Source organism: Shewanella sp. 4_MG-2023 (assembly GCF_030548015.1).
Classification (GTDB): Bacteria; Pseudomonadota; Gammaproteobacteria; order Enterobacterales; family Shewanellaceae; genus Shewanella.
The window spans coordinates 91,410-117,198 of the sequence record NZ_JAUORL010000005.1 but is presented as its reverse complement, the minus strand read 5'-3'; the positions used below and the strand labels follow the sequence as shown (position 1 = coordinate 117,198).

Here is a 25,789-nt window from a genome sequence, read left to right as displayed (position 1 = left end):
CACATGGATCATTAAAAGTATGGCAACGTCACTTAACTAACCCACTCAATCTTTATTAATGGAGCAGGCCAGTTCATCTTATGCGGGATGCACATTAGTTCAAATCAGTTAGCTCAAACTCACTAAATTCAGCAAAGTTGGGCACAGTGATTCTGCCGCTAAAGGTGTAAAGCATAACGCCTTGCTCGTGCCCTGATAGTGCGGCAGTGCTTATAATTGACTGCCATGTGTCGTTATCTTGCGTTCGATAATAAGCGCGAACTTTAGTGTCGCTTCTTTCAAGCTTTACCGATACTGTCGACTCACCGAATAATAAGCGATGTTTAATATCAGGCTGACCATTTTGTTCTACAACAAACACCAGCGATCGCGCACCCATAAACATCTCTTTACTGATTTTTATATAGTTATCATTGTCCCAGTAAATCCCTAGTCCAGCCTGCTCGAAACTGAGGTTCGGATCTAGATTAATCGTCACCTCCGCGCTGTATTCTGGCTTGTCTACCGGATAAATAAAGATGTTTTTTACATCATTAGCGCCAGCACCAAAGATATTGCCCTCTTGAACTTGCATTGTAAGCACTTCATTTTTAAACGACCAGTGCTCTGGGTTTTCATTTTGAATCGTCCAATTATCTAGATTGTTTATCATTGCGCTGTTCCTTACTATTAGATCATACGTTGGCGGAGTTGATAGAAAATATCGTCAATATTGCCAAGATTTTGCAGCTTAATTCGGTCTAGTTCTTTTTGTACGCTGTCATACATAAGCTGATTTCGCATATCACTCAGTGTGGCGTAATAGTGCATGCGGCGACCTAAAACAAAGTTATTCTGGTCGTTTTCACTCATCATCATAAAGTGCTCAATGGTGCGCAAAAATGTCTCTTTATCTTGTGGTAATTGTCCATTAAGTTCCGTCAATACATTGATGCCATGGAAGTTGCCATAATTACCCGTTATGCCGTCTAGCTTGCTGATAAGCTGATATTGTTCTTCAAGCATCTCTCGCTCTGTTAGTGGTGTAAATTGGCCGTTTTGTACTAACTCATCCAATTCAGTTCCCGATTTAACCGCCAGCGAGAGTATGCGAATTTCGTCTGGGTTGATTTGATTCAGTAGCTCGGCCGTTGCTGCGATATGTTGCTCTGACAGTTCTTTTCCACCTAAGCCAAGGATAATGAAGGTCATCATTTTCATACCCGCTTGCTTGGCATATTCGGCTGACTTCAAGATTGATTTCGGGGTGATCCCCTTTTTCATCAGTTTTAGAACCTCGATAGATCCCGACTCCATACCGCAGTAAAGCATGTTTAGCCCAGCATCGCAGATTGCTTTCATCTCCGCTGGCGATTTTTTAGTCATGGTCTGCGCCCGGCCATAAGAGCTGATCTGTTTAAGCTCCGGAAAAGCCTCTTTCAGTGTATTGAGCACGTCAAGTAAGTCTTGGGTTTCCATGGCGAATGAGTCGCCATCTTGCAAAAAACAGCTATCAAAGGTTCTGTTTTTATAAAACGCCCTCGCCGCCCAGATATCACGCTTAATATCTTCAACCGGACGAATAGAGAACTCCATGCCTTCAAAAAGGGTGCAGAACTTACATTTATTCCACGGGCACCCTTGTGTGGTTCTGATAAGCAAACTGTCTGCTTCTGATGGTGGGCGTATTGGGCCCTGTTGAAAATGTATCTGTGACATGGCTATTTATCCAATGAATTGAAATTGATTTGGCCATCCTACGGCAAATTTTACACGGTAAAAACGCGGTATTATTTGAATTATTATCAAAAACAAATAGATAAACACCGTGCACATCACCACACAACGCGATCTAATTCCCTCTTTATGGTCAGACTTAAAAATCAATTCTCAAACTAAATTTGATAATAAATCAATTTCTAGACTGTTTTTACTTTGCAATAATCACCGTAATATACACCCAAACCAACAACGCAGCACACCATCAGCTGCTTCAACTCCATACAAAGGAACACACTATGACTAAGCTAACTATCGTTGCAAACATCGTGGCCAATGAAGACAAAATCGAACTGGTAAAAGCAGAGCTGTTGAAATTAATCGACGTCACTCGTGCCGAAGACGGTTGCATCAACTATGACCTCCACCAAGACAACGAAAACCCAGCACACTTCACTTTCTACGAAAACTGGGTATCACGTGAACTTTGGCAAGCACATATGGGTAATCAACACCTTGCCGATTATATGGCAGCAACTGAAGGCTGTGTGGCTAGCTTCGTTGTAAACGAAATGACCCAAATCGCTTAAGCCAACTTTGTATTCCCCCTTATTTGAGTCAATGGCTTTAAAAGTTTTTTGCTCAAATACACTTGTTTTCATCTACGTATTTTCTTGGTTTACATATCATGATCACAGACCTTTGGTTTTATGTTGCAGCGATACCTGCCGTTTTTTTCTATGGCATGGGCAAGGGAGGGGTCGGCGGTATTTTGGGGATGCTATCGGTACCTTTGATGGCGATGAGCGTATCGCCAGTTCAAGCCGCTGCGATTTTATTACCATTATTGTGTGGTATGGATTTAATGGCGCTGTTTTACCACCGCAAGAACTGCAATTACGTCGAGCTAAAAAGTATGATGCCCTTCGCTATTTTGGGGGTGATGAGTGCTGCTTATTTTATGGGTAGTCTGTCAACATCTGTAGTTGAACTTATCATTGGGGGGCTGGCTTTGGTCTTTTTAACACAAAAGTTTCTGCTAAAGCAGGTTCAATTTAGCCACCCGATAAAGGGCTATGCCTTAAGTATGTTGTCTGGGTTTTCCAGTACAATTGCCCATGCCGGTGGCCCGCCTGCAAGCATGCATCTACTGCCAAAAAATCTGCCGAAAGAACAATTAATCGGCACCAGCGTAGTATTTTTCACGGTGCTTAATTTTATTAAGTTGATCCCATACAGCTATATGGGGCTGCTCGATATGCAAAACTTGATGACCTCGTTAGTTTTGGTGCCGATTGCGTTTTTAGGGGTTAGAGCCGGTGTGTGGATGGTGAATATCATCTCTCAAGAGTTGATTTACAAGATAAGTTATAGCGTTCTGTTTCTTACGGGAACAAAGATGCTCTATTCCGGCCTCACGGCACTTTAAATGCGATTTTAAAACCTCTTTTTCTTTTATCATAAGGTCACGTTATGTCTAACATTATCAATCTCGGGATTACCGATTTATCTTTTCATCGCGTTACTGCATCGATAGTTAGCCATGTCTTAACTGATATGGGTTTTCAGGTGGAACGTGTCTACGCACCACATCAAGAAAATTTCCAAAATCTAAAAGTGGGCCGTATCGACATGCTCTCTTCTGCCTGGTTACCTTCAAGCCACGGTATCTATAAATCCGATGTTGAAACGGTAGAGCCTTTGTTAGAGTTAGGTTTGCACTATAAACCGTACGCTCTATGGGGGGTGCCCGATTATGTACCTGAGGAGGTTGTTTCACAAATCAGTGACCTATTAAAACCAGAAGTCGTTAAGCGCACCAACAAACACATTCAAGGTATTAACCCAGGTGCTGGCATTACCCGATTCTCTATTGAAATGATGGACCAATATGGATTAAGCGATGTGGGTTATCATTTTCACTCTGGTTCTGAAGAGGATTGCTTTGGTGCCTACGAACGTGCGGTTGAAAATAATGAGTGGGTTATTGTGCCATTGTGGAAACCACAGTTCTTGCACCACCTATTTACTATCCGTGAATTAAAAGAGCCCAAAGGATTATTGGGTAGCGTTGATCGCGCCATATTATTACTTCGACAAGAAAGATCAATCGTATTTACCCCAGCACAGTTGGCACAGCTAGATCAATTGCGCTTTTCAAATGAAATCATCGCAGAATTGGATTACAAGGTTTGCCGAGCGGGATTAGCGGTTGATGATGTGACTCGTGAGTGGTTGGACAACCATCAGTAGTTAAGACCATCACCGCTTTACTGAGGGCTGGCAATTTCCACGCCCTCACAACCTCAACAGTTAACCCAATAGAATCCCTTTGTCCTTCATTTGGATTAGAATCTGTTCGGTCTTTTCTCTAAGCATATCCCTTAATAGGCGGACGGTTGGGGTAATAGATTGTCGGCTTGGGCATATTAACCAAAGCTCAGTGGAAGTCGGTTTATAGTCTGCCATTACATTGACCACTTTCCCTGTTAGCAAGTCATCGGCCATATCGAGGCAAGACTTGATTGCTACCCCTTTCCCCGCCACACACCAGCGCCGAACAAGATCGCCATCATTAGATGCTCTGTTACCTTTCAGTTTTACCTTAATGTCCTCTTTTCCATCATTAAACAACCACTCATTTTGCAAAATATCATGTAACTGGTAAAACAGGGCATTATGTTCAAGCAGATCATCTGGCTCGGATGGAGTACCGTATTTTGCTAAATACTCCGGGCTGGCGCACAACAGCCTTGGCACATCACAAATTTTAAAACCGTACATACTCGCATCGGTTGGTGAGCCATAGCGCAGCGCCATATCAACAGAATCTCGATAAAAATCGATGTTGCTGTCACTGATACTGGAGCGAAGTGAAACGTCTGGGTAGTCCAACAAAAATTCATCAAGCCAAGGTGTGACCACATTTCGGCCCAAATCAGACGAAAGGGCGATGCGGATCTCTCCATCAATAATCCCTAGCTCTTCACGCATGTTCATTTTGGCTTTTTCAAGCATCTGCAACGCCTCTTCACACAGAGGCAAATAACGCTCGCCGGCAGAAGATAAGCGTAAATGACGAGTCGTTCGTACAAATAATTCAGCCCCTAATGATGCCTCAACACGTTTCACCGCCGCACTTGCCGTTGCCGTGCGCATATCCAGATTTGTCGCAGCAGCAGTGATGCTGCGAAACTCTGCGACTTTTAAAATGACCTGAAAATCCTCTAAGAGCATAACCGTTACCTTTTAATCAGTGTGTTAACAAAATCTGAAAATGACTATCCCTTTATATCGCACCACATGAAATATTAAAAGATTATTATCAAATTTTAATTGGTAATTATTCAATTGATGGGCTGTTTTTCATTGGTAATGTTCGCACTATTATACCTCCATACCAACAACGCAGTGCGCTAAGCACGGCACTAACTCAGAACGAAGGAAACTCCTATGACTACATTAACGATTGTTGCAAACATCAAAGCCAATGACGACAAAATTGAACTTGTGAAAGCTGAGCTACTAAAACTTATCGAGATAACTCGTGCTGAAGAAGGTTGCATCAACTATGACCTTCATCAAGACAACGACAACCCAGCGCATTTTACTTTTTATGAAAACTGGGTATCACGTGAACTTTGGCAAGCTCATATGGGCAACCAGCACCTTGCTGACTACATGACAGCAACCGAAGGCTCTGTCGCAAGTTTCACTGTCAACGAAATGACCAAGATCGCTTAGTTAAAAATTAACGTATTTAAACATTCAATTATCAAAATAGATTTGAAAGTATTTACAATATAAGTCAGTAATTGAGTGTAGTACCTGTACTACATTTAGTGACTAACTCAATATGACATGACGAGTTGCCCTATCACTAAAACATTAAAGACATCAAAATTACCGACGATTTCGGTATCAAATTTAAAAGGAACATCCCATGACTACATTAACGATTGTTGCAAACATCAAAGCTAATGACGACAAAATTGAACTGGTGAAAGCCGAGCTACTAAAGCTTATCGACATTACTCGCGCTGAAGAAGGTTGCATCAACTATGACCTTCATCAAGACAACGAAAACCCAGCGCATTTTACTTTTTATGAAAACTGGGTATCACGTGAACTTTGGCAGGCTCATATGGGCAACCAGCACCTTGCGGACTACATGACAGCAACCGAAGGCTCTGTCGCAAGCTTCACAGTCAACGAAATGACTAAGATCGCGTAACGACAACATAAAACAAGCTTATTATAGCACTATGCCCTGACTAAAACGGTTAGGGCATCAAAGAACACCAATGAGGCTCGACATGAAAAATATCAAAATCTTACTAACACTTGCGACTGCGATGATAGTTAACACAGCGCAAGCGGCTGATATCGAAGTGGTTGCCAAGCTTGATGGCACACGACCAGGGAACATTACAGTAACGAAGCAGGGGCGTACTTTCCTTTCTATGCAACCCCTTGATGCACCTGAACTTCGTGTTGTTGAATTGATGAAGGATGGCTCAACCAAAGCATTTCCAACCCAAGACTGGGCAGATGGTCCAGATAAAGGTGAGGTTGGTTTGGCTTCAGTAATCGGTATTGATAGTACCGATGATGGTGTTGTGTGGGTGTTAGATATGGGCAGTGAAACTTCGCCTTCGCAAATTGTTGCATGGGATACCGTCAACGATAAGCTATTTAAACGCATTGAAATTGGAAAAGACGTACAGGTCGGTAACTCTTTTTTACAGGATTTTGCATTAGATACACTGCGTAACCAGATGTACATTGCCGATACGAGTTTAGGTAATCTGTATGGCGAAGCTGCGCCTGCCTTTGTTGTTGTAGATTTAAATACAGGTAAATCTCGCCGCGTTTTGCAATCAAATAAAGCACTGCTTTCACCTGAGCATGAAGTTGTGATTGATAGTTCTCGTATGGCGACAAAGCGTGAAGATGGTAGCGTTGATGCGCTTTATCTTGGTGTGAATCCAATCACTATTGATGCAAATAATGAATGGCTATATTTTGGTACAGTCAATGGTAGTGCTATCTACCGTATTCCTGCCGCTGCTCTTGCTAACACAGCGCTTAGTGAAGATGCATTGGCCGAGCAGATTGAATTTTTCAGTGAAAAACGTCCAAGTGATGGCATGATTATCGCAGATAACGGTGATATCTATGTCGGTGATATTGAGAAAAATGCTGTTGGTGTGGTGAATAAAGACGGCTACAAAATCTTTGCACAAGATGACAAGTTATTGTCATGGGCAGATGGTTTCTCTATCCAGGGTGATTACTTGTACGTCACTCAAAACTCTCTTCACTTCCACCCTGCTTTCAACGAAGGCGAAGAAGGTTCAACCAAGCCATACCATGTGCTTCGAATCAAACTTAACTAATTGATGGTCTTTATGGCGGGAGTCATTCTCTCCTGTCCTTATTTTTCAATTCAATAGCGAGCCCATCATGAAAAATTCACGATAAAACCGAGTCGAGACCTTATCCAGATGTCTGAATTTGCCTCATCTGCTGTTGGCGGAGGTGATGTGATTGCTGACGGTAGCAAGGTTACACATCTTCAGGTTGGAACCGCGTGGTTGGTCTGTTTTTTCCGACTTGGGACACTGTCGCGATCAATCAAGGTAGCAACGATGTGGCCAGAGGCGGAGGCAGTACTGATGGTATGTTAGCTCAGGAAGTGGTTGGTCATGAAGATCGCTTTATAACTTTTCCAGATCACCTTTCTTACGAAGAAGCATCAACTGTAGTGGATCAGTAAATTTGGCCACATAGTCAGAACTCTAGACATAAGGAAAAGTAAGTCTAATCGCGTGTCTTGAAATTAGCCTCAATCCTGCTCTAGCTTGTTTTGGGGCATAAATGCGTTACAGCCACCAACTTTATACTTCGTTTATATTGGCTCTTTTTCAGTAGTCCATTACTTCAGTTTAATCTATTGCCTGCCGCAGGTGCTATATAGGATATACGAATGTCGCGATCACATAGTCAATGATGTTCCCTACATCATAATGACATCTAACCCATATCCCTATGGGTTAGATGTGAAACAGCGACCTTATGTGCAGATACAACTGCGAGACGCTGCACTCTTTATATAAGTCAAAAGGCCCATAAACTTTGCCACAACAAATGCCTGTTTTGGTCATATTTGTTCCCGACAAATAATGACTATTCCCGCCATCCTTGGCAGTCAGAAGCTCGCTGCTGCATCTACACAGGGGTTATTATCTCTTCGATTTGACTGCATTCGTGGCAATAAAAGAGCTAACGTTAGAAATCTATAACATTAAAAGTCTAAAAGACTCAATTTGAATTGAGGTCATCGAGACTCTTTATTCCGAGAACTCGTGAGCTTGGCATGGAAGCCAATTCAAATTGTAATACTTCATCTAAACAGCAACATTGCCCTGCTTATAACACCTTAAAGCATCATCACCAAGAGTCAGCCTCAAAACGAGCCACTCTGGCTTCAGCCTCTGTGCAGCCGGTGCTTTGTATCAACTCAGCTAAGGTGGTACTCGGGCGTTCAGTGAGCAGGCGCACCAGTTTTACGGCTAATGGTTCTAACTTGTCACTATGTTCAAGCAGTGCGATGTTTAGCTTTTTAATCAGGTAGGCAAACTCATTATTAGTTTGCCCTGATAACTGTGCGGCAAAAGACTGAATATTAATGGCATCTCCCACGAGTTGCCAATTGCGAGAACGACGCACTCGCTTAAGCTCACAACCATATTGCGTAGCCATATCTTTAGCCTGCTTGGCGGCGCTGCCACCGATGCGATGAATAAGCGAAGGCAGTGCAATGGTGATATCTTCATTCATAGGAGGATTGGTTAATACTCATTCAGGGCCTTTCATTAATAATGAATCATACCCCAATAACACCAATCTAAACATGAGAAAGCAGCTTGGCGAGTTAAAGTGCACTACTTTTTCAAAGACTTAAGCTGACCTGTTTAAGTTCAGATAAAAAAACGCCGCATTGCTGCGGCGAAAAGGAGGTTGGAACGAAAAAAGCTTAACGCAATATTCAGACCTCTTGGCCCAATAGCGTAATTAAAACTAGCTAGCCATGGCTAAAGAAGGCTTGTTTTCTGGTAACTTCACCATGAAAGAGATGACGGTTGATAATACGATAAGTCCTAGCATTAAGTAGAAAGTCGGAACAAAGCCACCAAATAACGAAGCGACAATAGAGCCAATGATGCTGCCGATACCAAAGCCAAGATAAATAAAGCCATAAATTTTGGTTAAGTTGTTAAGGCCAAAGAAGTCACTCACTAGCGATGGGAACACAGTAATGGTGCCACCAAAACTAAAGGCGATACAGGCAACGGCTAAGTAAAAGCTCCACGCATTTAAGTGAACAAATAACAGTGAACCGACACCCGCTAAACATACAATAAGCGCAATGCTGATGACTTTCATGCGATCCATTTTGTCAGATAACACACCAAGAACTAAACGACCTGAAAGGTTAGCCACCGCAATCACTGCCACTGCAGATGCTGCTGTTGCCATACTTAAATGTACATAACCTTCGCCAATGTCTTTTGCCACACCAATCACGTATAAGCCACTCATACAGATGGTTAAAAAGATTAATGCTAGTACCCAAAACTGTGATGATTTCATTGCTTGCGCCAGTGTAAAGTCTCTGTTTGCAACGCTGTTTTCTGCGGTTGAGACTTCTTGAAGGGGGGCATCTTTCATCATTAATCCACCCGCAATGACTAGCACCATGGCAATCACAGCCCATGTATCAAATGTCATCGCCAAACCTGAATGGGTCAGCATATACATGTTGATGTATTTAAAGCCTAAACTGCCAAGGCCATAAGCACCAATAGCACAAGCAGACACTAAACCTTTACGTTCAGGGAATAATTTAACGCAGTTAGATAGGCTCATTAGGTAACCGGTACCATCAGCAAAACCCACTAACAGGCCGCCACATACATATAGCATTAATAGGCTATCTGCATGCGCAGTAAGAAATAAGCTCGCGCCGATTAATAGCCCAGCACCAATGGTGACATTACGAACCCCAAAGCGCTCTTGTAACTTGCCTGACACTGACGAAGCCACGGCTAGTGATAAACTTAAAATACCGAAAGTAAACGCCACATTACTCACTGGAAGCGACAGTTTCTCAGCTAACGGGGCATTGAATAAGCTCCATGTGTATACCGAACCCAAGGCGAACTGCGCCAAAATGGTACCAATAAGCGTCATAATACGCGCTCGGTTTGATATTTGTGCTGACATAGTGTCACTCTCCACAGCAATAATTAATGATTAATTTAACAATATGGTGGTCAAAATACGGCTTTTTGAGAGGAAGACAAGAGTCTGAATTAACTAAAACATGAGCTGTAAAATAGCGGCATCAAATGCAATATATCGGCATGAAATGCATTTATGGGGGTTAAATGCTGAGTGAGCTTATCTGCAGTAGCAAGGGTGGTTGTATCGTTTTTTGAGTCGTCTTTATGGGTAGGCGGTGTTGAATAGTTCGTTAGCTAGCCAATGACAGCAGCGGTTATAAGTTCATCAGTGCTCGAAAGGTTTTTATGTTACTGCGACTCACCAGCACTTCACCGTCAATATCGCGCAGTTTTAACAGATAGGTGCTATTGGTCCAAGGGATGATCTCACGAATTTTATCGATATTAATGCAATAGGATCGATGGCAGCGAAAAAACGATTCGCTCGGTAAACGTTCCATCAAATCAGTAATGGTATAAGGCACATGAAACACCCCTTCGCGAGTATATACCTCAGTGATTTTTTCGTTGGCAACCGCATAATAAATATCATTAATATAGCTGACCACAATGCGGTTATTTTGGGTTAAATTAATGGTCTGATTAAGGCTGCTGGCCTTAGGCTTGGGCTTGTCGGTATTCACTCGCAAAGACTCGACATTGATATCTGCCGCTGGTAGGTGTTTTTGAGCTTGCTCAAGTTTTTGCAACACCCCAATAGCCCGCTGCTCATTAAAAGGCTTGAGCAAATAATCAAATGCTTCTAACTCAAAGGCATCTGCGGCGTGCTCTTTATAGGCAGTCACAAACACGATATGCGGCTTTTCAGAAAATTGATGAATGTTTCTCGCCAATAACATACCGTCAATGGATGGAATATTAATATCAAGAAATATCACATCCACTTTATTGCTTTGCAGGTATTTAAAAGCTTCAAGACCATCATCGAAGGTCGCTACCACTTCAATCTGACTATGGGTTGCGATCAAATAAATCAGCTCTTCTCGTGCTAGGTATTCATCTTCTACAATCAAGGCTTTTAACATAGCTCCCCCTATAGTCTTCTAATGAATGAAAAAAGACATCTCAGTGCCTTTTGTCAATGCAGTAATCTCTAAGCCAGCACCATAGAGTAGCTTTAACCTTTGGTGTACATTCATCAAGCCGATGCTCGTGCTGTCTATGGTTCCTTGGTGCAACTTATCAATCAAAGCCGGATCGATGCCAACCCCAGTATCACGAATGGTAATTTTCACCCGATCATCTTGCTGCTTTTTAACCGTAATCAGCACCTCACCAGGATAAGACGCAGGCTGAATGCCATGTAAAATGGCATTTTCCACCAGCGGCTGTATCAGTAAGCTTGGCACACAAGTGTGTACATCATCAATATCAAAGCTGACGGTTAATTTAGGCCCAAATCTCGCCTGCTCAATCGCGGCATAATCCCGCACCTGTTGCAGCTCTTCTTGGATATCTATCAGCTCATCAGTGTGATCTAAATTAAAGCGCAAAAAATCCGCTAGTTTGGCGATCAATTCTCGAGCTTGCTGAGGCCGAATACGTATTAACGTAGAGATAGCATTGAGGGCGTTAAATAAAAAATGCGGATTAATTTTACTTTGCAGCGCCGAAAACTCTGCTTTTGAGGCCATGGTTTTTAACTGTTCGATGCGCGACACTTCCATTTGGGTAGAAATCAGCTGCGATAATCCCACCGCCATTTCCCGCAGTGAAGACTTAATTTGATAAGGCTCACGGTAAAATATTTTTAAGGTACCAGTAACGACATTGTTCTCCATTAATGGAATGATTAACAATGAATGAAAGTCATGGGCATCAAGGTTATTGCTAATAATTTGTTTGCCTGTGGCAACGGCTTGCTCGGTCATCTCGTTAATTTTATTGTGGGGCTCTAGGTAGTTTTCTTGACCTATACCCACATAAGCCAGTACTGAGGTGGTATCAGTTATCGCCACCACATCCGCTTGCGTATCAAGGCGGATGATCTGGCAAACCGCAATTAACGACTGACGATCATTTTGACGAAAATAAGGTAAGGTTTTATTGGCAATATCTAAGGCCAATTTTGCCTGCTGCGCAGCAATCCAATCTTTTTCATCGTCAATATCTTGCACTAACTTGATAATCAGCCCGATGGACACAGTGCCCAATATCATCGGCAAACCAATGTGACGCACAATCACCATTGCCTGCTCATAATCATCTGAAAACACCACAATCAGCACCATGGTCAGCACCTCGCAGATAACCCCCGCTAAAATGCCATACCAGGTATAGTGTTTTTTATCGACACCGACATGTATCCAACTTGCCAGAAAGCCTGCAAAAATACTCGATATTAAACAGGCGGTTGAAGTCGCGCCATCAAGATCAATTAAGTAACGATGCAGCCCTGAGATGATACCTGCTGGGATCCCCACCCAAGGGCCAAAAAGGATACCGCCAGATAACACTGCAATAATACGCACATTAACCAAGGAGCCATCGACCTCAATGCCGGTGTAGGTGCTCATAACCGCAAATAAAGTAAATAACAGCGACATCATCGCCATCTCAATCGGTTTTCGATTTGGTTTGGTGATGATTTTTTGAAAGCTGCGGGTGCGAGTGAGCAAAAACAGCAGCATCAGCATTAAGGCTGCCCGTTCAAATACGGCGATTAACATCATTAATTGCTCGGTATACATAGCAGCGCCTCTAATAAACCTAATTGATAGCAATAGGTATAAGAATTATATGATGAAATTTTTACAATGCCAGTATTTGACCTTAAAGGTAATTGTAGAAAGGTTTATATCGATTAAAGAAGTTTAAAATTTTCCAAGCTTAAAAAGCTTGCCAAAAAATGCCAAATGAACAGAAAATTGCCACAAACCAAGCCAGTGAGCGCATAGTTGATAAGCCCTTTAAGTACAGCAAGTGATAGCTCACTCTAGCAACCACATGCACCATAGCTAACGTCGAAACAGTAGCATTAACATTATCAGTTGCGATCGCGGTTAAACTGCATAAACCAAAAACGATCAAAGATTCAAAGGCGTTTTGATGCCCTGCTAGTGCTCTTGCGCCAAAACCGGTTAACTTTGCTTGCTGTGCACGCGGATGTGCATTGTCATAACCGCCGAGTTTTGCCATTGCCACAGCAACTGGCCCCTTGGCTAAATAGGGTAATAAGATTGTGATAAACAGACAAATCAGTAACGTTTGCATAAAAGCAGCCCGAGTAAGTTAAGGTCATTAATTACTAGTAAATCATTAATTACTTTTTAAGCCCAATGTTTTATTCAGCTAATGTTTTATAAATAATTGATTACCCATGGACCATTCCACCCTGTAAAACCGTTACTACTAACTTATGCACAGTCATCAGAATTTATTTTAAACAAAGTGATTCATTATTAAGCCTTTAAAATCAGAAACACACCTTGGTTAAATTAGCTGTCAGTCATAACAGCCTAGTAACAGCTTCACCAATGCAACTGATACAGCGCCCTGATTGAGGTTACTAAAGGTAATCCTCCAGCAATGAACCCCAGCCTACTGACAGCATAAATCTAACCATTTTATGCACAATATCGATAAGTTATACTTTAGCTAAATTCTTTAGCTCAAAGCTTTAGATCAAAGCTTTAGCTGAGTGCTCTGTTCACTGCAATTTGAGCCACTGTCACGATCGCAACCCTTCACGCGTTCAGGGTTTGTCAGTCATTGCTAATAAATAGATAAACCATTGGCAGATTATGACTCTAATACTCGCCACCCTAGCTGTATCATTATCAAACAATAACAGTTGTTTTTATGCACACTTTTTAACTACTTATTCCTAAAAACCTTTTGACACCTTTGTTAATGAATTGTTAAGTTAGAGCTTGTACTCCAGCTGATAATGAATTGGAGTGACAAAAATAACCTCATGAAAAAGAAGGCTAATTGATTAATTACTTTTAACCATCGTGTATGTAATGACGTTTATTTCGTGATGGATAATAATAAAAACACCCACAAGGAAGCGCTAAATTATGAACAGATTACTGGTTCTCATTTTACTCTTTGTCAGTTTACAAGTTTCAGCTAAATCGTTACCACCGATACTCGATCATCTGCCTGTGTGCACGCCAACAGTGATCGATGGCATCTATGTGGAAAATACCCTTAAAAATAGCTCAAATGATAAATTAATAGAAACCAGCTTTCGCCTGATCCAGAAAAAAGCCAAACAAAAGCGGGTCGATGCCGTCATTATTACTAATTTAATTGAAGCCAATAAAATTATTATCACTGCTGACTTAATTGATTTTTGCGACGAAGATGACCGGTTATCTTCGGTGAAAACTGCTTATAATCAACTTAGTCGTAAACCCATTAGCTTTAAAAAACCGGCGCCAGCCACTAAGGTTTCAACAGCAGCAACGACCAATCGCATTGCAGCTAAACCCAAAACGACCACTGCGCCACAAGTCACTTTAGCGCAGTCACAAATTAGCCCTGCGATTACAATACTGTCAGAAAAAGAATTATCTAGCCTTGCAAGAGAAGCAAGCTTTCCTTCAACTAATGTGACTCTATCTAGCGCCTACGGGGTTAGCATTGATGATTCAACCCAACGTCTGATTGAATTACTAGGTCCTGCCAGCGCTTTATTTACCCTAAAAGATCAATCCCAAGCATGGCTATATGGCCGCGAGCTGTGGTTTATTATCGACAACAATAAAATTCAGCAAATATCCTATAAAGATCGCTCATTACTTAACTACAATGGCAAAAATTTAATTAGCTACAACGAAAGGTTTGATAATAACTGGCTGATTGATGATAAAGCCGGATACCGTGATGAAGTACTGCAAGTGCGCAATAAGCTTGATTATTTAAAGCAAACCAGTACTGAAGAATATATCGTCTCCAATCATAAAAACTTACTGACGTTAGAGTTTGATGAGTTTTCTTCTATCACCAGCGATGAGCCTGAATTACTGCTCACAGGTTTCACCTTTAAATCAAGAAAATACAGCCGTGATAATGATGAGATATTATTTTCGGAGCTCAATAGCCAAAAGTTAACTGAAGTACTTTTACCTACTGAGAACAATCAACCCAGCACGCTCGATGCGCTAGTTAACCGTTTTGTGCCTAATGTTATTCAATTTTCAAACAACGGCGTTTGGAGTTTACTGTCAAAAAATGTGCAGGTTAAGCATTACAATAATGTCATTCAAAAAGTAAAACTCTCTGAGAGTATTAACTACCCTATTGAGTCTGATGAGCAGTTTATGGCTTATTTAAAATCCATTAATATCCCAGCCACCCGTGAAGCTATGTTGGCACACTTTAGCGATCAAGCCAGTGCATGGTATGAGATCATTAATGTCGAAAGTGATGACTTTGTATTAAAAGCCGAGTTCACCTCTGAAGATGATGATGCGATGTTGATTTCATTGGAAGTTGAGTATTTATAAACAGCTCTTATACGTAGCACTTATCAATAACAATCATCACTCGCTTAAACAGTGATATTGTTATTAATACTATGATTAACACTTCAAAAAAGCCCAATAGAGACTATCTATTGGGCTTTCTTTATTCTTACCGTTATTAACTAAGTACGACTACTCATTTGGCAGCCACAATTTAACGCTTAAGCCTTTCTCTTTACGATTTTGCATGGTGATATGGCCACCATGAGCTTCAACTATTTCGCGGCATAAGGGTAAGCCAATGCCAGTGCCCGATTGTTTAGTTGAATAAAACGGTAATAAGGCTTGAGATAACACCTCGCTAGACATGCCTAAACCGTTATCTTCAATGGTGATCATCACCCCAGTAAGCGGATGACTGACCTCTAGAAACGCCATAGTGACTCCGTCTTTATCAGTCCCAGATTCATGGGCATTTTTAAGCAGATTGATTAACACTTGCTCTAATTGCACACAGTCTAAGGCAATGGCTTGTTGCGGCAATGCTGAGGTTAAACTGAACCGATACTGCTGGGCTAACTGCTCGATTAAATTGTCCCAATTAACTGGCGATCTTTTAGGTAAAGGCAGCTTAGCGAATTGGGCATAATGGGAAATAAATTGGCTTAAATGGGCGGTGCGATTTTCAATGGTATCGAATATCAGCGCTAATCTTTCATTATCAAAATCTTTAGTGAGTACTCTGCCAGAATTGACCATTGAAGCAATAGGCGCCACAGAGTTATTCAACTCATGACTGATAATGCGGATGACTTTTTTCCACACCGCTACTTCTTGGCGATTAAGTTCTTTGGTTAATTGTTTAAGTAAAATTAAATGGTGACGTTGATTATTTTGATTAAATTGCCCACGGGAGATATGCCATGTTTCGATTTCACCCGCGCTATCATCGCTTAACCCTTCGCCATTGGCATCAATGGAAAACAAGCCTTCATGTTCACTCTCTAATGCCTGCTTTAACGCGCTTGGTAACACTGCAATCAGCTCTGAAAGCAACACGCCTTCAATTCTAATCCCCTGATTAAATAAGTGTCTGGCAGCATCGTTAGCATAAATAATTCGCTGATTATCATCCACCAGCAACATGATGTTAGGCGAGTTTTGTATCACTTTATCGAGCATTAATTCACGCTGATAAATAAACTGCCGCTCTTTTCGCAGCTTGGCCGAGGCTTGATTGTATAAACCAGCCAGTTCATTCAGTTGCGGCTCAGCATATTCAGGTAATGACACACTAAATTCATTATCTTTAAAGTTGAGTAAGCCGACTTCTAATGCTTGTAAGCTTTCGCCCAGTTGACGAGTCAGGTACATACTGATGAGAAAACACAGGCCCAAGCTCACAACCACCGCGGCCCATACTGACTCATCCCCAAGCCATTGCCACAGACCGTAAGCCAGCAACAACGACACTAGGGTGCAGACTAAATTTGACAGTACCAGTTTGTTCCGTAGGCTCATTTAAGGTTTGTTCTCTAAGTTGATTTTCATACTGGTTTTCCATAACCACGTTGCTGAGCAAAAATTACTTATTCACTGACAAGCCATACTTTTCCATCCGCCGATACAGTGCTTGGCGGCTTAACCCCAGTGCTTTAGCGACTCTGGAAATAACCCCACTGTGCGCCACTAACGCTTGTTCAATTTGTTGCTTATCAGGCTCTACAGTGGTGTTTGTCGACGTAACTGTGTGGTCTTGAGTAGGAAACTCTTTAGTAAGAGGTACGTTGTGCGATGAAGTCTTTGTTAGTGCATTCTGCTCTGTCAGCGTTTGCAACATTGACAACCCTAAATCAGCACAGCTTAGTTGTGATGATTTAGCCAGTAATACCGCCCTTTTACAGACATTTTCAAGCTCACGTACATTGCCCGACCAAGGATGATTTAACAGCGCTTGCTGCGCCTGTTTATCAAAACTAAATGTCTCCCCGACAAAGAAACTCGCTAAGGGTAATATGTCATCAATGCGCTGATTAAGCGGCGCTAACGCTAGTTCAATAACATTTAAGCGATAAAATAAATCTTCTCTAAACTGACCATTAGCAATGTCTTCGGCTAAGTCGGCATTGGTAGCACTGATGACACGTACATTCACTTTTCGAGTTTGATGACTGCCTAAGCGCTCAAACTCACCCGTTTGTAAAACCCGCAATAACTTCACTTGCCCAGATAAAGGCAAGTTACCAATTTCATCTAAAAATAAAGTGCCGCCATCCGCCGCTTCAAAACGGCCAATACGTGCTTTATTTGCGCCAGTAAAAGCCCCCGCTTCAGCGCCAAACAGCTCAGCCTCCAACAAGTCCATTGGCAGTGCGCCAATGTTCACTTTTATAAACGGTTTACTTTTTAACAATGAATTTGCTTGGACGATATCAGCAATTTTATCTTTACCTGCGCCATTGGGGCCAGTGATCATCACCGACACATCAGAGCGCGCCACTTGCAGTGCTAAGTCAATGCAACGCTGCATGGCGCCGCTGCCAAATACCATACCGCATAAATTAGCGTCTTTAATGGCGCTCATGCGTTCTGAATCCAGCCGTGACAATTGGTTATTTTGCTTAGATAAGTGATATATCGATAACAAATTACTGATGCTATTTAGCAGCTTGGCATCATCCCAAGGTTTACCCATGTAATCGGCAGCCCCAGCTTTAACCAGCTCAACCGCGGTTTCTAGCTGAGTCCAGGCGGTCATTAAGATGATAGGTAAATTGGGTTGTTGTTCACGTAAGGTATAGAACAGCTGGCGGCCTTCTTCACCAGAGGTGGTGTCCTGGGTGAAGTTCATATCCTGAATAACCAGGCTGATATCTTGCTCTGCCACAATCTGTAAAGCTTGCTCTGGGGTTTCGCAGCTTAATGATTTATAGCCATGAATATCCAACATTAATGTCAGAGCGCTACAAATGGCATGATTATCATCAACGACTAAAATACTATCCATGTGTGTTCATTGTTCTCTTTTTTAGGGATACCCTTATGGGGTTCAAACTACCGTAAAATAGCCTCGTTTACGAGGGTATCTTACGGTACATTTGCTCTACACGCTGCGGGTGGCCATTGCAGGTGAAATACTTGAGGCGCGAACGGCAGGAATAATAACCGCGAGAGTCGTCACCACCAATAAACCCAAGGCTGCAGAAATTGGATAAACACTGGGCAGCATAGGCAGGCTATATAGCGTCATTAATTGTTGGCCTAACTGCATCGCCAGTAAGCCCCCGATAATGCCGCCAGCAATACAAATTAAATAATTTTCAACCATAAAATAACTGACTATATCGCGCTTTTTAGCCCCTAATGCACGGCGAGTACCAATCTGTTTAGTGCGGCGCTGAATGTTAAACATCACCATTCCCGTCAAGCCTAATGCAGTAATCAATAGCAATAGCACCACCATCATACTCAGCACTGTCGCCATTAAACGGTGATTACTATAGGTCTGTTTTTTAAGGTCTGACAGCGATGAAAAGTTATCAATAACCCGATTAGGGTTTTCTGCATGGAACGCCTTTTTAATGATCGCTTCCAAATCAGCTATGTGCTCAGGTAGTGCTCTTACCATGTAGGTCTTATTAGTACTCTGACCACCAAAATCAATATTTTGCATCACACTGTATTCAAAATTTGGGTTATCTACCCAAGCCCCTTGCAGCTTTTCAATCACCCCGATTATTTCAATGGGCGTCTCACCTTGATACATGACTTTACCCACGGGTGATTCATCGCCCCAAAACTCTTTAGCTAAAGGCTGAGACACCATGGCTAACATACCGCTGTCATCTAAGCTGGTATTCATTTCTTCAGGCCTAAAATTACGCCCTTCTATGAGTTTAGCTCCCATGGTGTTTAACAGATGAACGCTACCTAAATAAAAGGCAAAACCAGGCGTTGTTTTAGCAGTATCACTATCTGGTCCATCGTTATATATGTCCATCCAACCACTATCACTTAACGGCATCATATTCGTTGATGACGCATCAATCACATTAGGCAAACTGCGCAATATTTGCTGGTCAATTTTGTTCTGCTCAATATTATTAATTGCGGGGTCAAAGTTATAAACATTAAAGCTAAAGATTTGCTCTTCAGCGTAACCTGAGTCGCGCTGCATCATGGTTAAGCGTTCATGAATAATAAAACTGGCATTAGCCACAATCGCTACTGAAAGCATGATTTGCAGTAACAACAGAACTGGCGCGCTCTTACTGCGCAATAAACTCGAAATAATCGGTTTGATATGTAACATGTCGAATTCCTTTTTCTGGTTAGCTATTGTGCTTTCAAATACACACTTGGTTTAGTGCGGCACACGACCCAAGCAGGATAAACACCCGCTAACACAGCGGTTGAAATGGCAATTAATGGGGTAATAATCCACATACTGCTATCAAGCCCTGCCACGCTGGCATCGACATTAAATTGTGATTCAAGCAGGATTAGTGCCCCCCAAGCCCATAACAACCCGACCACGCCACCAATAAAACCGATAATGCCAACTTCAACCATATATTGACTGAATATTTGCCCACGGCTAGCACCAATAGCACGGCGAACACCGACTTCTGGCGCACGCTTTAAAAACTTTGTCAGCAATAATCCAAGAATATTGACTAAGCACACCGTCAGAAACAATACACTCAATCCCACTAAGATTTTGTTATCCCTCGGTACGACATTATTGTCCTCAAGCCACTTCTCCACATGACTTATCTGTACAGCTTCTTTGGCTGTTTTAGCCGTATCAGTAAAGCGGCCAAAGCTGCGTTGCTGTTCAACATATTGCGTTAACCACGTTTGTAACTGTTGCTTATCAGCTTCTGTATCTAATAGTGTCCAGAATTGAATCCAAACTTTCTCAGAATTCAATCTATCTTGGTGGGTCAACATCGGTTCAAACTGCCATCCTTGGGTATTACCCCAAACATCAAATTCTTCTTGTTCGGTTAATGAGAAGGGAATAAATATATTCTCTGCATCATTAAAACCACCATTGGTAGGATCATAGTATTTAGGTTGTGGATTCCAATCCTTTATCACCCCAACAATTTGATATGGTTTACGGTTTAAATAAATTGTTTTACCAATACTATTCTCACCATCAAAAAAAGTAGTATTAAGTTTTTCACTAATCACCACTTGATACGCTGGCAGAGAATCAACACTTTTATCCCATCGCTCACCGTATAGGAATGGCACTTCAAAAATGGTAAAAAAATCGCCATCAATCACTCGAACACTTTCTAAAGTCGGCTCTTTTTTAGGATCATCAGACTGCATGGCCAGTCCCGTTCGATAAGAAGCGGCTTTAAGCTTTAGATCATTATGATTTCTAAGGTTAATTACATCCGTGTAGGTGATGTTTGACATGAACTCATCCCATGAATCTAATCCTTGGCTCCACAACTGCACCGAATTGATTTGATCACTACGATCACCCGCCGGGTTATAAGACATGGTTTTATAAACATTTAAGGTGGTGATAGTAATGCCAATACCTATGGATATGGCTAATATCATTAGCAATGACAACATGGGTGTTTTCTTGATGCTGCGCCAAGCAAGATCGCAATAGTATAAAAACATAGTGACTCTCCTACTCGGTCATTAAGCGCCGTTAGCGACTTTTTGTAAGTCGGCTACCACACTGTGGTCAGCTTGTTGATACATGGAAAAGTCACAAACCTGACCATCGACAATTTGGATATTGCGCTGAGCGCGGCGAGCAAGTTCGGCATCATGGGTTACCATAATAATGGTGGTCCCTGACTGATTAATATTTTCTAATAATTCCATCACTTGGCGCGCCATTAAGCTGTCTAAATTACCCGTTGGCTCATCGGCAAGTAAAAAACGAGGTTCACCAGCCAGCGCTCGAGCAATAGCAACTCGTTGCTGTTGCCCGCCGGATAGTTGCGTCGGTAAATGCTTCATTCTGGCAGCAAGACCGACTTGTTCTAATGCTGATTCCACACGGCGCTTGCGCTCAGCCTTATTAAAGCCACGATAGCGCAGTGGCACTTCAACATTTTCAGCTAAATTCAAATCTGGAATAAGGTTAAAACCTTGGAAAATGAAACCAATTTTTTCATTGCGAACTTGGGCACTTTTATTGTCATTAAGGTTTGATACATTGACGCCATCAAGGTGATATTCGCCGTCAGTAAAACCTTCAAGCAAACCTGCAATATTCAAAAAGGTGGTTTTACCTGAACCTGATGGCCCTGTTACAGCAACAAACTCACCTTCTGCCACTTCAAGGTTAAACTCCCGTAATGCATGGGTTTCGACTAAGTCCGTTTTAAATACTTTGCTAATATTTTTCATTGATAACATTGTTGTATTTCCTTGTTTAACTCGGCGGTATTTCATACCACTTCAAGTTCAATTAATTTGTTTAACCTTCCATATATGATCGATATGGCATGATTGAATAGGCGTTAAAAAATCACCACTATCTGTAATACTGAGGAGATGTCGAGCTTGATGAAGGCGTTAACTAAGTCATTCTGAACCGCTTCAGTCGCGCTATCTGACACTTGAGCGGTTAAATCAATGAGCTGAAAAGTGAATGACAACCAGTCTAGGCTGGCATCTATACGATAACTCACCGCTAAACTTAAAAGCATCAAAGCCATCACGCTAATAAAGGGTCTAGTTTGTAATTTTTTCATGGTCGTATCCTTACCGAGCTTGGATTAAATTTGTTGGATAAAATTTAAGTTTTTATAAATTCTGATTATCTAATTTGAGCTTATCTAAGCTGAATAGTGTCATCGTTACTAAAAGCTTCGGTGCCTGAAATAACCCACACATCACCTTCTTTACCGCCTTCAATCACTTCCACCTGACTCATACTTCTCACACCTAAAGTCACGGCCGTCTTTTGGGCTATATCATCAGTCAATAAATAAGCTGTTGAGCCACCGCGATTTAAAAAGTCGCCGCGCTTAACCATTAATACATTGGGGCGGTTTTCCAGTAATACTCGAGCCGATAAGCGCTGATTTTGACGTAATGACAATTGCTCATCAGCATCAAAGCGAACTCTGGCAGTGACTTCACGGTTACGCACTTCTGGTGAGATTGAGGACAATTGCCCCATGACATTGATATTGCCAAAGCTCAGCTCTACATCCATGCCGATACCTAAGTCATCAGCATAAGATTCAGGTACGGCGAGCTCTGCTTCAAAGGCACTTAAATCCACCACGGTTAAAATAGGTTGGCTGGCACCAATACGGGCTTTTTGCTCCACCAGCCAGTTACCAATAATGCCTTTCACTGGGGCTTTAATGTTAAGCGCACCAAGTTGACGGGCTAACTCCTTGACCACTAACGCTTGTCTAGACACTTCTTCGGCACGATTTTTAAGCTCAAATGCTAAGGTATCGCCCATTAAGTCAACTTCGGCAATGGCATGTTGATGCAGCAATTTTGCTTTGTGCAGATCATCCTTACCCTTTTCAAAATCGATTCGACTAATCAAACGGCTTTCAATCAGTTGATCGCCGCGGCGACTTTCACGATCTGCCGCCTCTAAGTCCACTTTGGCCATGTCTAACACTTGGCTAACTCTGAGTTGTTCTCGGCGAGCATCTAACTTGGCCCGTTCTAAATTACTTTCCATTGCCCCATACAATGATTGCTGCTGCTCATAAGAATTTTGTAACTTAGGGCTTTCTATTTGAGCAACCACTTGACCAAGTTCAACGATATCGCCAGGTTGGCTCAGCATAGTCACCACACCTTGTTCAGTGCTATATAAAACAGGTGCATTAGCAGCAACGATTTTACCGGTGGTGGCAATATCACGAACCAAAGTGCCGCGAGTCAGTGTCGCTAGCCTTAAGTCAGTTGCATCAATTGAGCGAATATTATTGTCATGTCCTAAGCTTGCCCACACCAACGCACTCATCAACAAGCCAAGGGTACCAATCACTAATGGCATTTTTAGCTTATTGGTTAGCTTTGGCTGAATAACCTTATCTTGTCCGCTGGTATCTTTAATCATCATTAATCCTAGAATGCGCTCAATGCTGCTGCATTTATCAATCATATTGCATTGGATATAGCACAGGCTGTGCCATAAATTAAATAATGATATTAATTAGATACTTAAGATATTTTAATTATACGACCAACAATCGAAAGTGTCCGCGGACACCCTGTAAAGTGTCCGCATTAAAATGAGAAGTGTCCGAAAACAAAAAAAGTGTCCGCGCGGACACTTTTGGGCAATCTATATTGAACTGCTTAATTCAAGCCGCTTTAGGGCTGACGCACCTTATCCAATGCACTACACAAGGCTTCAACACCTAAAATAGCCCGTGGTGAGGCGCGATGCAGTACATCTGCATTGAGTTGATAAATGTGCTGATTTTTAACTGCGGGTAATTCTGGCCACTGTGACCAATCAACACCAATAACGTTGCCCTCATCTTGGCTTTGTAAAATCACTTCTGCCATGGTGAGCAATACATTCTCAACGCTTACTTGCGGGTATTCACTGGCTGCATCGATAAAAACATTTTCACCATGACAAGCTTCGATAATATGCTCTATCCAACTGCCTTTAGATACTGTCATTAACGGCGTTGACCACAACTGGTAAAACACTTTTACTGGCGACTTTAATTGATTTTCAGCGCGGATATCCGTTAGCTGCTGACGATAGTTTGCTGCGACTTTAGCCGCTTTATCTTGATTACCCGTAAGCTCACCCAATTGTTCTAATTCATTGGCTACATCATCAAGGCTTTTAGGATCGCTATTAAACACCTTAAAGCCTAGCTGAGTTAGCTGGGTGATATCGTCCATTTTATTGCCGCTATTCCACACCACGATTAAGTCAGGGTTTAGCTCTAACACTCGCTCAATTTGAATACCGTAGTAACCACCGATACTGGGAATAGACTTTGCTGCCTCTGGAAAATCAGTATGATCAGTAGTGGCAACAATAGACTCGCCAGCACCGATGGCATAGAGCATTTCAACCGCGTGGGGCGAAAGCGCTATGATACGTTTAGCGGGTTCGGCTTCTTTTGTCTTAGCGTCTAAAAAAGGACTTACCACAGTGGTGATGATAAAAAAGATACTGATGGAAATTCGTGACAACATGCTTTTCCTTTGAAAAATTACACTGGGGTTATTGGGTCAATGCTATCCCAGACTCTATCTGCAACCGACTATTACTTCAAACAACTCAGTCAATGAGCTACTCAATGAGTGTATCAGGCCAACCGTGAGTATCGATGTAAGCTTGTAAGTTTTTAGGTCTATATTTCATGTCAGCATCCCATCTTTGTTTCACTGATTGATGTATCCAAATAGGTTTCTCGCAGTCAGTTAGCGGGCGATGATATTCACCACGAATACGATACACATGCTTTTTAGACTTATGCTTGGTCGCCATAGGATTAGGGCGCAAACTGTCATGCAAATGGGTCTCAAATGCTAAGTCAAATTCACTGGCTTGTTGCATCATCCATTTAAGCGCGATATCCGATAAACAGCTCTGATCATCATCAGGCTTATAACTGCCGCCTATATTACTGTGCACCCCTGCAAACCACACTTGTTGAATATTCATGTTGCTGCGAGGCTGCCAAATGGTGGGTCTAAAGTCGTCACGCACTTCATCAATGGCTAGCGCATGGCGCGCTACGCTAACATTACGCCCAAGCTTAGTGTCGTAAAACTCATCTTTATCTTCAAATAAGCCTAAAAATGAGAATGGAATTCCCATGGCGCCGACGGTATCCCACACCCCAACAAATTTGACCTGCCTTGATGGGTAACTGTATTGCTCACGAAAAGCGATGGATTTTGCGCCATCAGGCTTATAAGGTTTTGATTTGGATTTATAGTGCTCAAACGCCGCTTGAATTTGATTGGCATCGGGGCGCTTTAGAATGCCGCAGTTATTAATTAAGCCGCATAAACTGCGCACGGTATAAGCGCCGCGGCTAAAACCAAACAGATATATTTCATCGCCTTCGTGGTAGTTTTGTACGATATAGCGATAACAATCCATAATGTTCTTTTGAACACCACTGCCGGTTATGCCACCAGATACTGAGTCATAATATGAGCCGACGCCCCAATCGTAAAACACCTGTTGCGCCACTCCATCATCGGCAATGGGCTTAATGCCTCTGGCAATACGTAGCACATTGGTGGGAAAGTCTTTTTTAAGGTCTTTCTCTGGGCGGTTCCAGGTGCCATCGGCACAAATAACAATACGTTTTTTCATTATATCTTCCTTGAATTACAGCAATAAGTGCTAAGTAATAAAATAGTATC

The 25,789-nt window shown here is 42.1% G+C and carries 25 protein-coding genes; 8 read left to right on the top strand and 17 right to left on the bottom strand.

Features of this window, described 5'->3' with window-relative positions; all coding sequences use genetic code 11:
• Positions 1-94: 94 nt before the first annotated feature.
• Positions 95-652, bottom strand: a complete 558-nt coding sequence (locus Q4546_RS04235; RefSeq protein ID WP_198589518.1) for a DUF1349 domain-containing protein — start codon at positions 650-652, stop codon at positions 95-97.
• A 17-nt stretch (positions 653-669) separates the two neighbouring features.
• Complete coding sequence (locus tag Q4546_RS04230) at positions 670-1,698, bottom strand: radical SAM protein (RefSeq protein WP_303445757.1); 1,029 nt, start codon at positions 1,696-1,698, stop codon at positions 670-672.
• A 299-nt stretch (positions 1,699-1,997) separates the two neighbouring features.
• On the opposite strand from Q4546_RS04230, the gene Q4546_RS04225 reads away from it, so the two are divergent.
• From Q4546_RS04225 to Q4546_RS04215, 3 genes are all read left to right on the top strand, one after another.
• Positions 1,998-2,288, top strand: a complete 291-nt coding sequence (locus tag Q4546_RS04225; protein ID WP_102475384.1) for a putative quinol monooxygenase — start codon at positions 1,998-2,000, stop codon at positions 2,286-2,288.
• 98 nt (positions 2,289-2,386) lie between these two features.
• Complete coding sequence (locus Q4546_RS04220) at positions 2,387-3,127, top strand: sulfite exporter TauE/SafE family protein (RefSeq protein WP_055026565.1); 741 nt, start codon at positions 2,387-2,389, stop codon at positions 3,125-3,127.
• A gap of 44 nt (positions 3,128-3,171) precedes the next feature.
• Positions 3,172-3,951, top strand: a complete 780-nt coding sequence (locus Q4546_RS04215) for a glycine betaine ABC transporter substrate-binding protein (protein ID WP_102322250.1) — start codon at positions 3,172-3,174, stop codon at positions 3,949-3,951.
• Between the two features lie 60 nt (positions 3,952-4,011).
• On the opposite strand, the gene Q4546_RS04210 is transcribed toward Q4546_RS04215, so the two are convergent.
• Entirely contained in the window at positions 4,012-4,935 is a 924-nt protein-coding gene (locus Q4546_RS04210) for a LysR family transcriptional regulator (protein WP_303445756.1), read from the bottom strand.
• A 216-nt stretch (positions 4,936-5,151) separates the two neighbouring features.
• On the opposite strand from Q4546_RS04210, the gene Q4546_RS04205 reads away from it, so the two are divergent.
• The 4 genes from Q4546_RS04205 (at position 5,152) to Q4546_RS04190 (ending at position 7,477) form a co-directional block, all read left to right on the top strand.
• On the top strand, positions 5,152-5,442 hold the full coding sequence (locus tag Q4546_RS04205) for a putative quinol monooxygenase (RefSeq protein ID WP_102322248.1): 291 nt from the start codon (positions 5,152-5,154) through the stop codon (positions 5,440-5,442).
• A 199-nt stretch (positions 5,443-5,641) separates the two neighbouring features.
• Positions 5,642-5,932, top strand: coding sequence for a putative quinol monooxygenase (locus Q4546_RS04200; protein ID WP_055026561.1), 291 nt, complete (start codon positions 5,642-5,644; stop codon positions 5,930-5,932).
• 82 nt (positions 5,933-6,014) lie between these two features.
• Positions 6,015-7,097, top strand: a complete 1,083-nt coding sequence (locus Q4546_RS04195; RefSeq protein ID WP_102475381.1) for an L-dopachrome tautomerase-related protein — start codon at positions 6,015-6,017, stop codon at positions 7,095-7,097.
• A gap of 194 nt (positions 7,098-7,291) precedes the next feature.
• Positions 7,292-7,477, top strand: coding sequence for a hypothetical protein (locus tag Q4546_RS04190; protein WP_102530869.1), 186 nt, complete (start codon positions 7,292-7,294; stop codon positions 7,475-7,477).
• A gap of 674 nt (positions 7,478-8,151) precedes the next feature.
• Here Q4546_RS04190 and Q4546_RS04185 read toward each other — a convergent pair.
• The 5 genes from Q4546_RS04185 to Q4546_RS04165 form a co-directional block, all read right to left on the bottom strand.
• Positions 8,152-8,541, bottom strand: coding sequence for a ribosome recycling factor family protein (locus Q4546_RS04185; protein WP_303445755.1), 390 nt, complete (start codon positions 8,539-8,541; stop codon positions 8,152-8,154).
• A gap of 240 nt (positions 8,542-8,781) precedes the next feature.
• Entirely contained in the window at positions 8,782-9,987 is a 1,206-nt protein-coding gene (locus Q4546_RS04180; protein WP_102438629.1) for an OFA family MFS transporter, read from the bottom strand.
• Positions 9,988-10,261: 274 nt separating this feature from the next.
• Positions 10,262-11,032, bottom strand: coding sequence for a LytTR family DNA-binding domain-containing protein (locus tag Q4546_RS04175; RefSeq protein WP_303445754.1), 771 nt, complete (start codon positions 11,030-11,032; stop codon positions 10,262-10,264).
• Positions 11,033-11,050: 18 nt separating this feature from the next.
• Positions 11,051-12,697, bottom strand: a complete 1,647-nt coding sequence (locus Q4546_RS04170) for a LytS/YhcK type 5TM receptor domain-containing protein (RefSeq protein ID WP_198589937.1) — start codon at positions 12,695-12,697, stop codon at positions 11,051-11,053.
• Positions 12,698-12,836: 139 nt separating this feature from the next.
• Positions 12,837-13,220 (bottom strand): MAPEG family protein, encoded by a 384-nt coding sequence (locus Q4546_RS04165; RefSeq protein WP_102438632.1) that lies wholly within the window; start codon positions 13,218-13,220, stop codon positions 12,837-12,839.
• An 809-nt stretch (positions 13,221-14,029) separates the two neighbouring features.
• Between Q4546_RS04165 and Q4546_RS04160 the strand changes: the two genes are divergently transcribed.
• Entirely contained in the window at positions 14,030-15,463 is a 1,434-nt protein-coding gene (locus tag Q4546_RS04160) for a hypothetical protein (RefSeq protein WP_303445753.1), read from the top strand.
• A 150-nt stretch (positions 15,464-15,613) separates the two neighbouring features.
• Here the strand turns inward: Q4546_RS04160 and Q4546_RS04155 are convergent, their stop codons facing one another.
• From Q4546_RS04155 to Q4546_RS04115, 9 genes are all read right to left on the bottom strand, one after another.
• Positions 15,614-16,942, bottom strand: a complete 1,329-nt coding sequence (locus Q4546_RS04155; RefSeq protein ID WP_303445752.1) for a PAS domain-containing sensor histidine kinase — start codon at positions 16,940-16,942, stop codon at positions 15,614-15,616.
• A gap of 64 nt (positions 16,943-17,006) precedes the next feature.
• On the bottom strand, positions 17,007-18,428 hold the full coding sequence (locus Q4546_RS04150) for a sigma-54 dependent transcriptional regulator (protein ID WP_303445751.1): 1,422 nt from the start codon (positions 18,426-18,428) through the stop codon (positions 17,007-17,009).
• A gap of 96 nt (positions 18,429-18,524) precedes the next feature.
• Positions 18,525-19,733: an FtsX-like permease family protein gene (locus Q4546_RS04145; protein ID WP_303445750.1), complete on the bottom strand. Its 1,209-nt coding sequence runs from the start codon at positions 19,731-19,733 to the stop codon at positions 18,525-18,527.
• A gap of 23 nt (positions 19,734-19,756) precedes the next feature.
• Entirely contained in the window at positions 19,757-21,070 is a 1,314-nt protein-coding gene (locus tag Q4546_RS04140; protein ID WP_102531963.1) for an ABC transporter permease, read from the bottom strand.
• A gap of 21 nt (positions 21,071-21,091) precedes the next feature.
• Positions 21,092-21,820 (bottom strand): ABC transporter ATP-binding protein, encoded by a 729-nt coding sequence (locus Q4546_RS04135; protein ID WP_102476313.1) that lies wholly within the window; start codon positions 21,818-21,820, stop codon positions 21,092-21,094.
• A gap of 104 nt (positions 21,821-21,924) precedes the next feature.
• Positions 21,925-22,158: a hypothetical protein gene (locus Q4546_RS04130; protein WP_102476312.1), complete on the bottom strand. Its 234-nt coding sequence runs from the start codon at positions 22,156-22,158 to the stop codon at positions 21,925-21,927.
• Positions 22,159-22,238: 80 nt separating this feature from the next.
• Positions 22,239-23,498, bottom strand: a complete 1,260-nt coding sequence (locus Q4546_RS04125) for an efflux RND transporter periplasmic adaptor subunit (protein WP_102476311.1) — start codon at positions 23,496-23,498, stop codon at positions 22,239-22,241.
• A gap of 257 nt (positions 23,499-23,755) precedes the next feature.
• Positions 23,756-24,604, bottom strand: coding sequence for a cobalamin-binding protein (locus tag Q4546_RS04120; RefSeq protein ID WP_102520134.1), 849 nt, complete (start codon positions 24,602-24,604; stop codon positions 23,756-23,758).
• A 97-nt stretch (positions 24,605-24,701) separates the two neighbouring features.
• Positions 24,702-25,739, bottom strand: coding sequence for a DUF2235 domain-containing protein (locus Q4546_RS04115; RefSeq protein WP_102438640.1), 1,038 nt, complete (start codon positions 25,737-25,739; stop codon positions 24,702-24,704).
• Between the last annotated feature and the right edge of the window lie 50 nt (positions 25,740-25,789).

Coding starts and splice junctions, on each gene's coding strand:
- Q4546_RS04235 (WP_198589518.1), bottom strand. CDS start 652: ATGATAAACAATCTAGATAATTGGACGATTCAAAATGAAAACCCAGAG.
- Q4546_RS04230 (WP_303445757.1), bottom strand. CDS start 1,698: ATGTCACAGATACATTTTCAACAGGGCCCAATACGCCCACCATCAGAA.
- Q4546_RS04225 (WP_102475384.1), top strand. CDS start 1,998: ATGACTAAGCTAACTATCGTTGCAAACATCGTGGCCAATGAAGACAAA.
- Q4546_RS04220 (WP_055026565.1), top strand. CDS start 2,387: ATGATCACAGACCTTTGGTTTTATGTTGCAGCGATACCTGCCGTTTTT.
- Q4546_RS04215 (WP_102322250.1), top strand. CDS start 3,172: ATGTCTAACATTATCAATCTCGGGATTACCGATTTATCTTTTCATCGC.
- Q4546_RS04210 (WP_303445756.1), bottom strand. CDS start 4,935: ATGCTCTTAGAGGATTTTCAGGTCATTTTAAAAGTCGCAGAGTTTCGC.
- Q4546_RS04205 (WP_102322248.1), top strand. CDS start 5,152: ATGACTACATTAACGATTGTTGCAAACATCAAAGCCAATGACGACAAA.
- Q4546_RS04200 (WP_055026561.1), top strand. CDS start 5,642: ATGACTACATTAACGATTGTTGCAAACATCAAAGCTAATGACGACAAA.
- Q4546_RS04195 (WP_102475381.1), top strand. CDS start 6,015: ATGAAAAATATCAAAATCTTACTAACACTTGCGACTGCGATGATAGTT.
- Q4546_RS04185 (WP_303445755.1), bottom strand. CDS start 8,541: ATGAATGAAGATATCACCATTGCACTGCCTTCGCTTATTCATCGCATC.
- Q4546_RS04180 (WP_102438629.1), bottom strand. CDS start 9,987: ATGTCAGCACAAATATCAAACCGAGCGCGTATTATGACGCTTATTGGT.
- Q4546_RS04175 (WP_303445754.1), bottom strand. CDS start 11,032: ATGTTAAAAGCCTTGATTGTAGAAGATGAATACCTAGCACGAGAAGAG.
- Q4546_RS04170 (WP_198589937.1), bottom strand. CDS start 12,697: ATGTATACCGAGCAATTAATGATGTTAATCGCCGTATTTGAACGGGCA.
- Q4546_RS04165 (WP_102438632.1), bottom strand. CDS start 13,220: ATGCAAACGTTACTGATTTGTCTGTTTATCACAATCTTATTACCCTAT.
- Q4546_RS04160 (WP_303445753.1), top strand. CDS start 14,030: ATGAACAGATTACTGGTTCTCATTTTACTCTTTGTCAGTTTACAAGTT.
- Q4546_RS04155 (WP_303445752.1), bottom strand. CDS start 16,942: ATGAGCCTACGGAACAAACTGGTACTGTCAAATTTAGTCTGCACCCTA.
- Q4546_RS04150 (WP_303445751.1), bottom strand. CDS start 18,428: ATGGATAGTATTTTAGTCGTTGATGATAATCATGCCATTTGTAGCGCT.
- Q4546_RS04145 (WP_303445750.1), bottom strand. CDS start 19,733: ATGTTACATATCAAACCGATTATTTCGAGTTTATTGCGCAGTAAGAGC.
- Q4546_RS04140 (WP_102531963.1), bottom strand. CDS start 21,070: ATGTTTTTATACTATTGCGATCTTGCTTGGCGCAGCATCAAGAAAACA.
- Q4546_RS04135 (WP_102476313.1), bottom strand. CDS start 21,820: ATGTTATCAATGAAAAATATTAGCAAAGTATTTAAAACGGACTTAGTC.
- Q4546_RS04130 (WP_102476312.1), bottom strand. CDS start 22,158: ATGAAAAAATTACAAACTAGACCCTTTATTAGCGTGATGGCTTTGATG.
- Q4546_RS04125 (WP_102476311.1), bottom strand. CDS start 23,498: ATGATTAAAGATACCAGCGGACAAGATAAGGTTATTCAGCCAAAGCTA.
- Q4546_RS04120 (WP_102520134.1), bottom strand. CDS start 24,604: ATGTTGTCACGAATTTCCATCAGTATCTTTTTTATCATCACCACTGTG.
- Q4546_RS04115 (WP_102438640.1), bottom strand. CDS start 25,739: ATGAAAAAACGTATTGTTATTTGTGCCGATGGCACCTGGAACCGCCCA.